Here is a 10,806-nt window from a genome sequence, read left to right as displayed (position 1 = left end):
GAGCATGTCGTCGAAATCAGCCTGAGCCGACGGGGCAATGGGAGCTAGCGCCAAAAACGCGGCTACTCCGACAACCTTGCTGCGGTGAGACATTCCGACGCGCTCCTTCTGCAGGCCTCAATCCTGAGGTGTAGCTAAGAAGGTAGTTCGCGGGTTTAGTGTTGCGCAAGGTTGCCACGCAAAGCCGGTGCTTCAGCGCGCAAGAGCTCCCGGGGGGAGCCCGATCAACATTGCGTCGCGGCGCGAATCCACTGACGCCGGGCGTCGCTCTGCCCGGCCTCAGCTGCGGCGGCGCGAAGCAGGCGGATAACCCGCTGGTGGTCGCCATGGCCGATTCGTGGCTCGACCGGTGAATACTTTTGTGTCTTCATGTGTGATTACCCCCTGCAGGTCACGCAACGAGAACTGCAGTACCTGACCGATGTGGGTGGACGGTCAGCGCACATAGGGGTCAACGCCGGTGGCGGCGAAATTGATCCCGATTCGGCAGGGCAAAACGGTGAGGGTGCGCACCTGGGGGTCAAGACATGACCGGTGTCACCCCGCCTTGGCGATGACGTGCTCGGCGAACCTCTCCAGGTTGCGGATCTTGTTCTCCAGCGGCTCGGTGTCGGGCCCGAGGATGTAGGGCACCCGGAAGCCGACGATGACGTCGGTGACGCCTTTGTCCTCCAGCCGCCTGATGCCATCGAGGGTGAATCCGTCGACCGAGATCACGTGGATCTCGAACGGGTCATCGGCGCGACCCTCTTCCTCGCGGAGCTGCTTGAGCCGGGTGATGAGCCCGTCGAGCTCGGCCGGGTCGCCGCCGCCGTGCATCCAGCCGTCGTGCCGGGCCGCGCGCCGCAGCGCGGCTTCGGCATGGCCGCCGATCAGGATCGGGATCGGCCGCGACGGGGCCGGGGTCATCTTGGTCTTGGGGATGTCATAGAACTCGCCGTGGAACTCGAAGTAGTCGCCGGTGGTCAGGCCCCGGATGATCTCGATGCACTCGTCCATCCGCTTACCGCGCCGGGCGAACGGCACCCCCATCAATTCGTAGTCCTCCGGCCACGGGCTGGTGCCCACGCCCAGTGCCAGCCGGTTGTTGATCATCGCGGCCAGCGAGCCGGCCTGCTTGGCGACCAAGGCCGGCGGGCGGATCGGCAACTTGACCACGAACGGGGTGAAACGCAGCGTGCTGGTGACTGCGCCCAGTGCCGCGATCAAGACGAACGTCTCGATGAAGGCCTTGCCGTCGAGGAATTCCCGGTTGCCGTCGGGGGTGTAGGGGTATTTCGAGTCAGATTCGAACGGGTAGGCGATGCTGTCGGGGATCGTCATGCTGTGGTACCCAGCGGCCTCGGCGGCCTTGGCGAGCGGAATGTAATAGCTCGGGTCGGTCATCGCTTCGGCGTAAGTGAACCGCACGTCGTCTCCTCGGTCTTTCGGTGGTGGGGCGCTGTTCTCTGCATAGCAGACTGGCCCTGCCCGGCCCGAGTGGGGACTGCGTTCACATCCGCGGCGGCATCGCGACCTCGACATCCGCCAAGGGATACGGCGGATATCCGGCGGCGCCGACCACGGTCAGCGTGCCCCACGGTGTCCGCTCGGCGACGCGCCCTTCGGCGGTGTGCTCGCCGATCCGGATGCTGACCTTCGAGCCGGTGACACTCGCCCCGGGAAGGTCATTGAAAAGCATTCCCTGCCAATGGTATTGGCCATCAACCGGATCGAAATGCCCGGTCAGCCGGACTTGCGTCGGGTAATCCTCGCCGTTGTGGGTGAGAATCGCTGGGCCGTCGTAGGTTTCTGCGTTCTCCAAATCAACGCCACCGCACCCAGTGAGATAGAACCGGGAGATCCCCCGGGTCGGCAGCAGCGGGCGCACCCGCAGCCGTGGCGAGCGAGACTCGATGCGGCTGGCCCCGCTGCGCCGGAGGGCATCGATGAGCCGCGCCACATAGCGGGCCTGCCGGCGGGTGTGCGGGCCCGGTATCTGAAATCGGTTGGGGACGCCATGTCTGGCGACGGCGTCGTCGGTTGAGGCGGCGGTGCCGATCAGCGCGCGGGCACTCAGCTTTTCGCCGTCGGAGGTGGTCACCGTCCAGGTGTCGGTGCCGCTGTCGAATCGGGTGGTCACGTTCGCCGCGTCGACCACCCGAACTCCGTCGATCAACCCGTGCAGGGGCGCCGGGTCGCCGAGCACCACCACGTCGATGACGCCGTTGCGGCTCACAGGAATCCGGCCCGCCGCCACATCCGCCGGGCCAGCCCGCCCATCAGTCCGACTTCGGTGAAGAACGCGGCCAGCGGTGCGAACGACGAGCGGGACGCCGCCTGGAAGTGCGGGTTGGCCCGCGCCACGCGGCGAGCTTCGCGACCGTCCAGCCCGACTCGGTTGTAAATGACCGGCAGCGTGAACAGGTGGCGGTAGAACGGTCCGCCGACGCCCTGCAGGTTGGCCAGCAGTATCCGGCGGTAGCGGGGCATCGCCGGGACGCTGCGCCGCAGACCGTCGCGGGCGTACTGAATGTGGCGGGCTTCCTCGGTGACGTGGATGCGCATCACCCGCCGCACGATCGGCTGCAGGTCGGGATCGTCGAGGATCTGACGCTGCAGCGAGTCGAAGATCTCCTCGCCGACCAGTGCTGCTCCCCACAGGATGCTGCCGCGGAACAGGAACGGAAGCGCGTTGATGGCGATGCGCTGGTGCAGCCGCGGGCGTACCGGTACGCCGCCGATCCGGTCGATGGTCTTGCCGAACATCAGCATGTGACGGGTCTCGTCGCCTAGTTCGGTCAACGAGTATTGGGTGGTGCGCGCGGTGGGGTTCTTGTGCATCATGTCGCGCAGCAGCGCCTGGTTGAGGATGTTTTCGAACCAGATGCCGGCCGACAGGACGTTGACCAGCTCTTGGCGTGACATCTCGATCTGCTGCTCGCGGGTCATGGACTCCCACAGGCGGGTGCCGTAGAGCGTGCACATCCGTGGCGGCAGGAAGAACCTGTCCTCCTCCAGCGGGGCGTTCCAGTCGATGTCGACGACCGGCGCGTAGGACTTCTTCACCGAGCCCTTCAGTAGCCGCTCGGCAAATTCCTCCCGGGTCGGTTCGCTCGGCCGCACCGCAGTGGTCATCGCGGAATCCCTTCTCGCTCGGACTTCAAAAACTAGGAGCCGCGACCAGACATGTCAATACCGGCGGTACCGGATACCGTCGGTTCGATCTGTGATGCCCGTCACATGCGTCCGCCCGGCGGGAAACACTGCTGAAACACGGCCGTCAAGTTTGCTGCGGCGCATCGCAACTACGTACCGGGCGGGTTGTCGCCTGCCACAATGTGGCCATGCGACTGGGTTTGGCGGACCGAAAGGCTGAGATGTCAGCCGTCTGCGCTTTCCTGGAAGCGGCCCTGACCGAACCCGCCACGCTGCTGCTCGAAGGCGAAGCGGGCATCGGAAAGTCCACGCTCCTGTGGGGGGCGGCCGCCGCGGCGGTCGAGCGGGGCTTCCAGGTGCTCTCGGCGTCGGGCGCTCCGACCGAGGTCCGCTACGCCTACGCCGCGGTGGCTGACCTGCTCGGCGGTGTCGAGGCCGACGTGCTGGAGCAGCTGCCCGACGGACAGCGCGCCGCAGTGGACCGGATCCTGCTCGGCGGCGGTGACGGGCCGGCGAGCGACGAGCGGATGGTCGCCACCGCCTTTCTGGCGGTGATCCGCAAGCTGAGTTCGAAGACCCCGGTGTTGCTGTGCATCGATGACGTTCAGTGGCTGGACATGTCGAGCCAGATGGTGATCGGGTTCGCCGAACGACGGCTCACCGGGCGGGTGGGTCTGTTGTTGGCCCTGCGAACCGGCGAGACAGACGTCGCCGACTTGAGTTGGCTCAGCCCTGCTCTTCCCGGGTCGATCGAGCGCGTACGGATCACCCCGTTGACGTTGGGCGGAGTGCACGCGCTGATATCGGCACGGCTGCGGCGTACCTTGCCCCGCCCCACTATCACCCGGATTCACCAAACATCCGGTGGGAACCCATTTTTCGCCCTCGAGTTGGCGCGGTTCATCGTCGAGGATCCCGACAGGGCCGCGATCGGCCTGCCCGACAGCCTGGCGACGCTGGTGCGCGAACACATCGGGCAGGTCGACGCGGAAGTCGGTGCGGTGTTGCTGGCTGCGGCCTGCTCGGTACCGCCGACCGTGGAGCGGGTGAGCCTGGCCACCGGCATCAGCCCCGAGCGCGTAGTCGAGGTGGCCGAATCCGCACCGGCGAGCGGAGTCGTCGGAATCGACGGCAGCCGGATCCGGTTCCGGCATCCGTTGTTCGCCACCGGCGTCTACAGCGCCGCCGGTCCGTCGGAGCGCCGGGCCATGCACCGCCGGCTCAGCCGCATCGTCACCGAACCCGAGGTCAAGGCCCGGCACCTGGCGCTGGCGGCCACCACCGCCGACCCCGAAGTGCTGCAGGCGCTGGACGGAGCGGCCGCCGCTACTCGGGCTCGAGGCGCCCCCGCGGTGGCCGCCGAGTTGATCGAGCTGGCGATCAAACTCGGCGATGACAACCCGGTCCGTCGAATTCAGGCCGCAGAGCAGCATTTCCGATCCGGCGAGGTGGCCCTGGCGCGTTCGCATCTGCAGTGCATTCTCGATGATCTGCCGTCCGGGAACCCGCTGCGATGCATGGCGCTGATGCTCCTTGCCGCTGTCACCGGCTATGTCGAAAGTCTGGTGACGGCCGCCGAGCTGCTCACCAAGGCCGTAGCTGAAGCCGCCGATCATCCCGTTCTGCAGCTGCGGGCAAGGCTGCTGCTCGTGCCGGTGGCGGGGCTGATCGGGGACATGAAGAGATCGGTCGAACTGGCGAACACCGCTGTGGAACAGGCGGAAGACTTGGATATCGCGCCGCTTCGCAGCCAAGCCCTGACGATTGCTGCGCATGTGCGTCTCCTGTACGGGCTGGGCGTGGACCGCAAGGCCTTGCGCTGGGCCGCGGAGATCGAAGACCACAGCAGTGGCGCCGCGGCCACCTTCCGGGCCAGTGCAGCCCTGCCCGTCATGGCTGCCGTGGCCGGGGAGGTGCAGGTGGGGCGCGACCAGATGCGCGCCATTCACCAGCGTTTTCTAGCCCACGGGACGGAGGTCGACACGCTGTGGGCGGCCAATTACGTCGCCAGGTTCGACTTGTGGCTGGGAAATCTGACAGCCGCAGCGGATCTCGCCGAAGACAGCGTCCAGCGAGCTGAACAGATGGGCGGAACGCACCTGCTCGTCCATGCCTGGTGCACGCAAGCGGAGATCGCGGCATTGCGTGGCGACGAAGACGCGGCACGGAGCATCGCGACGACGGCGATCGAGGCGGCCTCGGATACCGGGGCCGCGTTTCTGGTGGCATCGGCGACGGCGGCACTGGGATTTCTGGAGGTGTCGCGGGGCGACTACGCGGCTGCGGTCGCGACACTGGAGCCGTTGCTCTGCGGATTCGATCCCGATCACGACACCGAGATCGTCGTCGGCGCATACCTGCCCGACGCGGTAGAGGCTCTCACCGCGCTGGGACGTCTCGACGAGGCCGAACCGCTGATAGTGGCGCTGGAGACCAACGGAGCGCGGCTTGATCGGCCCTGGATGTTGGCGGTTGGCGCCCGCGGGCGCAGCCACTGGCTGGCTGCGCGGGGAGAGCTCGAAGCCGCAGAGCGGACGGCCATCGAGGCGCTGCTGCACCATGGGCGGCTGCCGATGCCGTTCGAGACGGCGCGCACGCAGTTGTTGCTGGGTCAGGTGCAGCGCCGTCGTCGGCGCAAACAGGATGCTCAGGCGAGCTTGAGTACGGCGCTGGCCACCTTCGAGAGGGTGGGGGCTCCGCTGTGGGCCCGCCGTGCCCGTGCCGAGCTGGACCGGATGGCCGCGGCAGGCCTGGGGTCGGGACTTACCACCGCCGAGCGGCGAGTCGCCGAACACGCGGCAGCGGGCTTGTCCAACAAACAGATCGCCGCGGAGTTGTTCATCGCCCCCAAAACCGTCGAGATGACGCTGAGCGCCGTGTACCGCAAGTTGGGCATCCGCTCCCGTGCCGGGCTGTTTGCTGCGCTCAATTCAGGAGGAGTCCAGGGAAAACCCTGATTCGCTGCGGGGTCGGGTTGGCTAGCGTCGGGCGCATGGGCGACATCGAAGCGGCGCGTCAGTGTTTCTTGGTGGAGTGGTATCAACCGGACCTGGGCGAATCAACCGTCGACGCTGTGATCGACCGGCTGGCATCCGCCGCGGTCGCCGTGCGCGGGAGGCTGGTGGTTGCCTTGAGCTCGCCCAGCGACGAGACCTTGTTCGGGGTGGTCGCCGCCGACTCCTCTGACGCGGTGCTGACGGCTTGTCGTCAGGCCGGGTGGCACGCCGACCGGATCACGGCGGGGGTGCGGGCCCGCGCCGAGGCTGCCGGGAGCTGGCTTTAGTCGGGTCTGGGCGTCCCGGGCTCCAACCCGACGCAATTGAGAAAGTCAGGTTCTCAACGTTTGCCCCGTGGCAAGATCTGCGCATGGGACCCTTCCTGCTCCGCGCTGCGCTGACCGGACTCGCCTTGTGGATCGTCACTCAGATCGTTTCGGGGATCGAGATCGTCGGCGGCGACACCACGCTGCAACGGGTGGGCATCATCTTCGTCATCGCCTTGATCTTCGGTCTGGTGAACGCCTTCATCAAACCGGTGGTGCAACTGCTGTCGATACCGCTGTACATCGTCACCCTGGGGCTGTTCCACATCGTGGTCAATGCGCTGATGCTGTGGATCACCGCGTGGATCACCGACAAGACGGCCAAACACTGGGGCCTCTACATCGCCGATTTCTGGTGGGACGCGATCTGGGCGGCGATCGTTTTGTCGCTGGTGGGCTGGGTGTTGTCGCTAGTCGCCGGACGCATCGCCAGATAGGTTGACCGGCCGGCCGCGGGTGACTACGGCAGGCGATCAGTTCGCGTCCGTGGCTTGGGCGCCGGCCAATGCCGCGGACAATCCAGCGCGCAAGCGGATGCCCAGTTTGCGGTAGACGCGGCTCAGATTCATTTCGACGGTCTTGGCCGAGATGTAGAGCTGCGCCGCGATCTGCTTATTGGACATGCCATCCGCGGCCAGGGTTGCCACCCGGTGCTCTGCGGCGGTCAAAGTCGCGGTGGCACCCTGGGACTGATCGACACGGCCCAGTTCGGCATGTGCTCGCGCTGCCCACAGTGGCGCGCCGAGCTGCTGAAAAATCTGCAGCGCCGCGCGCAGGCTCGCCGTTGCACTCGAGTGGCGTCGTCGGCGGCGCTGCACTGTGCCCAGCAGTAACTGGGTGCGGGCCTGTTCGAAGGGCATCGGCAGCCGCGCATGGTGTGTCACCGCCCGATCGAGGGCCGCGAGCGCGGCAGGCAACTCGCCGCGAGCCGCCAGCACATGGGCCCGGCCGCGTGCCGCCACCGCCAGCGTCCACGGCCAATCATGGATGGTGCCGTGTTGCTCCAGCGTGTCGACCAGATGCTCGGCGTCGTCGATGTGACCCAGCGCGGTCAGCGTTTCGATGGCGTCGGGAAGATATCCGCCGCCTTGGACATCGCAGCTGGGGGCGGTGCGGAATCCGTCGAGGAGGGGCTGTAGCACCGCCAGCGCCGCCGGATAGTTCTCTAGCGAGACCTCGAGGAACCCCAGGATCAGGCTGGGTTCTTTGGTCAACAGTGGTGCCCCGATGCGATCGGCGGTCTCGATCGAGGCCGCGACCGCATTGCGTGCTTCGGTTTCGCGGCCGGTGTATGCCGCGACCGCAGCCTGGACCGTCCAGGCGGTGACCAGCGCCAGCCGGCCATCCATCTGCTCGGCGCGCTCGACCGCCTCGCGTGCCGCAGCATCTGCCTCCTGATATCGGCCCGCCCACAGCGTGATCATGGAAATCCGAACGGCCGCCCAGAGAATGTCCACCTCAGTGCCGCCCTCGCGCAACTGTTGCTGTAGTGCGCGCATGCGTGTCAGCGCGCTCTCGAGGTCGCCGCGGTAGGCCGGCATCATTGCCGCGGCGCCGCTGGCCCGAAACCAGGTGGACGCGCCGCCGTGCGGGTCCTCCAGCTCCAGTGCCAGCTGCAGGGCGTCGCGATCTTCGCCGAGCCCGCGTGCGAATTTGGCGAAAACCATGATCGACAACGCCTGGCTCCGCAGGTTCGGCACGCCAAGTTGATTCGCGAGTTCGACGGCCTCGTCGGCGCGTGCGACCGCATCGTCGAGCCGGCCGAGCATGGCCAGCGGCAGGACCAAGCGCAGCAGGCACAGCAGCCGCAGTGCGGCGTTGTCGCCGGCCTCATCGGCCGCCGCGGCCATCGATTCCGCGGAACCCACCGTGTCGTCGTCGTATCCCAGCACCGCGCCCAACCACAGCAGTGCCATCGACCGCAGTGCTCCTGAAGGTACGTCTTTCAAGGCGGTCTGCAGATGCCGACGTGCGGCAACCAGTGATCCGGCGCGGAACTGCAGCTCTCCGGCGCGGACCCGTCGCTGCGGGGTGTCACCGCCCAAGTTGATCGCCAGCTCGATCAATTCGGCGGCCACCGCCGGTGCGCCTCGCGCGGACGTGGATTCGGCGGCCGCGTCGAGCGTCGACAAGGTCAGCTGATCACCGCTGCTCGCGGACAGGGCCAGATGGCGTGCCTTGATCTCGGGCTGATACCGAGTGGGAGTACAGCGACCGGGGTGACATCACCACCACCGGGGGTGGCCATGGGTGGCTGGTCCACGACCCCGCGGTGGCGCCGACCGGGGACAACGTGGACGCCGCGAAGTTGGGCCTGTTGGCCGAGCCCTATCCCCAGGTGGTTTCCGGAACCCCGACAAACTGGTCAATGGTCGACGGCGCCCTGCACTTCAGCTATTCCACCGCGATGGCGAATGGGTCGGGCAGCTTTGCCGACGGCTCCATCACCACTATTTCGGTGCCGGCGCTCGCCTACCCCGGCGGCTACGACGTCGTCGTCAGCGGTGGGCACGTCGTCTCGGCAGCCAATGCCGCTGAACTGGCCGTCGCCTCGGACTCCGGCGCCGTCACGGTCTCGGTCGTGGTGAGCCCCGCCGCGGCGACGGGATAGCCTCCCGCTACCACGCGCCGAAGAGTCGGGCGCGCCGCCGGGGAAACGGGCAGACTCGGGGGCATGCCGGAGCTGCCCGAGGTCGAAGCACTCGCCGATCACCTGCGGCGGCACGCCGTCGATTGCGCCATCGGCCGGATCGATGTGGCGGCGCTGTCGGTGCTCAAAACCTTCGCCCCGCCGCCGACGGCGTTGCACGGTCAGCAGGTGACCGGCGCGCACCGCTGGGGCAAGTATCTGGGATTGCAGGCCGGTGAGCTGTTCTTGATCGCCCACCTGTCCAGGGCGGGTTGGCTGCGCTGGTCGGATCAGCTGGCGGCGGCGCCGCTGCGACCGGGTAAGGGACCGATTGCGCTGCGGGTGCACCTGGGCGTCCCGGGGCAGGCCCCCGGCTTCGATCTGACCGAAGCCGGCACCCAGAAGAGGCTGGCGGTCTGGTTGGTCGACGACCCGCTGAAGGTGCCGGGTATCGCCACACTGGGGCCGGACGCGCTGGCGGTCAACGCCGAGGAGCTGGCTGGATTGCTGGCCGGCAATACCGGTCGCATCAAAACCGTCCTGACCGACCAGAAGGTGATCGCCGGAATCGGCAACGCCTACAGCGACGAGATCCTGCACACCGCCCGGCTGTCGCCATTCGCCACCGCCGGCAAGCTGTCGGCAGACCAACTGAGCGCGTTGCACGAGGCCATGCACACCGTGCTGGCCGACGCCGTCACCCGCTCGGTCGGCCAACAGGCCGCCACCTTGAAGGGGGAGAAACGTTCCGGTCTGCGGGTTCATGCCCGAACCGGGCTGCCGTGCCCGGTATGCGCCGACACGGTTCGGGAAATTTCTTTCGCCGATAAGTCATTTCAGTACTGCCCGACCTGCCAGACCGGTGGAAAGGTGCTGGCCGATCGGCGGATGTCGCGACTGCTCAAGTAATTCTTCGACGTGACTTCGGCAGGCTGCCAGCGCCGTTAAGCTGCCCTGGTGACCCGTCAGAGAATCCTCATCACCGGTGCCAGTTCAGGACTGGGCGCCGGCATGGCCCGCGTTTTCGCTGCGCAGGGACGTGACCTGGCCCTGTGCGCCCGCCGGACCGACCGGCTTGATGAACTGAAAGCCGAACTGACAGACAAGTTTCCAGGAATCAATGTAGCGGTGGCCGCGCTGGATGTAAATGACCACGACGAAATACCCAAGGTGTTCAACCATTTCGCCGCCGAGTTGGGTGGAATAGACCGGGTCATCGTCAATGCCGGCGTCGGCAAGGGCGCACCGCTCGGATCCGGCAAGCTGTGGGCCAACAAGGCCACCGTTGAAACGAACCTGGTGGCTGCACTGGTGCAGATAGAGACCGCGCTGGAGATATTCAAGGCTGCCGGCAGCGGCCACCTGGTGCTGATCTCATCGGTGTTGGGCAACAAAGGTGTTCCGGGCGTGAAGGCCGCATACGCCGCCAGCAAAGCCGGGGTGTCGTCGCTGGGGGAGTCGCTGCGTGCGGAGTACTCGCGCGGACCGATCAAGGTGACCGTGCTGGAACCGGGCTACATCGAATCGGAGATGACCGCGAAATCGGCGTCCACCCTGTTGATGGTGGACAACGAATCGGGGGTCAAGGCCATGGTGCGTGCGATCGAACGCGAAACCGGCCGGGCCGTGGTCCCGTCCTGGCCGTGGGCCCCGCTGGTCTGGCTGTTGCGCCGCATGCCGCCGCGGTACACCAAGCGCTTCGCGTGATCGGTTCCCG

Annotated in this window: 10 protein-coding genes and 1 pseudogene; 7 read left to right on the top strand and 4 right to left on the bottom strand. The window is 66.9% G+C overall.

Annotated elements, in window-relative coordinates:
* Window positions 1-537: 537 nt before the first annotated feature.
* From N416_RS0119205 to N416_RS0119195, 3 genes are all read right to left on the bottom strand, one after another.
* Window positions 538-1,410 carry a TIGR03619 family F420-dependent LLM class oxidoreductase gene (locus N416_RS0119205; protein WP_024443722.1) on the bottom strand — a complete coding sequence of 291 codons (873 nt, stop codon included), beginning with the start codon at window positions 1,408-1,410 and terminating at the stop codon, window positions 538-540.
* Between the two features lie 82 nt (window positions 1,411-1,492).
* A complete protein-coding gene (locus N416_RS0119200) occupies window positions 1,493-2,218 on the bottom strand; it encodes a DUF4873 domain-containing protein (protein ID WP_024443721.1) in 726 nt (241 codons plus the stop codon).
* The gene (locus tag N416_RS0119195; RefSeq protein WP_024443720.1) at window positions 2,215-3,117 is read right to left on the bottom strand and encodes a diiron oxygenase; all 903 of its coding nucleotides are present in this window, start codon (window positions 3,115-3,117) and stop codon (window positions 2,215-2,217) included. Before N416_RS0119195 ends, N416_RS0119200 begins: the two co-directional genes overlap by 4 nt.
* Window positions 3,118-3,326: 209 nt before the next feature.
* Here N416_RS0119195 and N416_RS0119190 point away from each other — a divergent pair, with 209 nt between their 5' ends.
* The 3 genes from N416_RS0119190 to N416_RS0119180 all read left to right on the top strand — a co-directional run bounded on the left by N416_RS0119190 (window position 3,327) and on the right by N416_RS0119180 (window position 6,897).
* On the top strand, window positions 3,327-6,095 hold the full coding sequence (locus N416_RS0119190; RefSeq protein ID WP_024443719.1) for an AAA family ATPase: 2,769 nt from the start codon (window positions 3,327-3,329) through the stop codon (window positions 6,093-6,095).
* Window positions 6,096-6,130: 35 nt separating this feature from the next.
* On the top strand, window positions 6,131-6,421 hold the full coding sequence (locus N416_RS0119185) for a hypothetical protein (RefSeq protein WP_024443718.1): 291 nt from the start codon (window positions 6,131-6,133) through the stop codon (window positions 6,419-6,421).
* A gap of 83 nt (window positions 6,422-6,504) precedes the next feature.
* A complete protein-coding gene (locus N416_RS0119180) occupies window positions 6,505-6,897 on the top strand; it encodes a phage holin family protein (RefSeq protein WP_024443717.1) in 393 nt (130 codons plus the stop codon).
* A gap of 36 nt (window positions 6,898-6,933) precedes the next feature.
* On the opposite strand, the gene N416_RS0119175 is transcribed toward N416_RS0119180, so the two are convergent.
* Window positions 6,934-8,592, bottom strand: a complete 1,659-nt coding sequence (locus N416_RS0119175) for a LuxR family transcriptional regulator (RefSeq protein WP_024443716.1) — start codon at window positions 8,590-8,592, stop codon at window positions 6,934-6,936.
* Between the two features lie 140 nt (window positions 8,593-8,732).
* Here N416_RS0119175 and N416_RS0119170 point away from each other — a divergent pair, with 140 nt between their 5' ends.
* The 4 genes and pseudogenes from N416_RS0119170 (at window position 8,733) to N416_RS0119160 (ending at window position 10,796) form a co-directional block, all read left to right on the top strand.
* Entirely contained in the window at window positions 8,733-9,071 is a 339-nt protein-coding gene (locus N416_RS0119170) for a hypothetical protein (protein ID WP_024443715.1), read from the top strand.
* Window positions 9,072-9,134: 63 nt separating this feature from the next.
* Window positions 9,135-9,377 (top strand): annotated as a pseudogene (locus N416_RS24070) (DNA-formamidopyrimidine glycosylase family protein); the annotation flags it as partial.
* Window positions 9,378-9,524: 147 nt separating this feature from the next.
* A complete protein-coding gene (locus N416_RS24065; protein WP_231384352.1) occupies window positions 9,525-9,998 on the top strand; it encodes a zinc finger domain-containing protein in 474 nt (157 codons plus the stop codon).
* Window positions 9,999-10,046: 48 nt separating this feature from the next.
* The gene (locus tag N416_RS0119160; RefSeq protein ID WP_024443713.1) at window positions 10,047-10,796 is read left to right on the top strand and encodes an SDR family oxidoreductase; all 750 of its coding nucleotides are present in this window, start codon (window positions 10,047-10,049) and stop codon (window positions 10,794-10,796) included.
* Window positions 10,797-10,806: the final 10 nt, after the last annotated feature.

It is taken from the genome of Mycobacterium sp. UM_WGJ (assembly GCF_000455125.1).
Lineage (GTDB): Bacteria > Actinomycetota > Actinomycetes > Mycobacteriales > Mycobacteriaceae > Mycobacterium.
The sequence above is the reverse complement of the archived record's forward strand: the minus strand, read 5'-3'. Positions and strand labels throughout refer to the sequence as shown.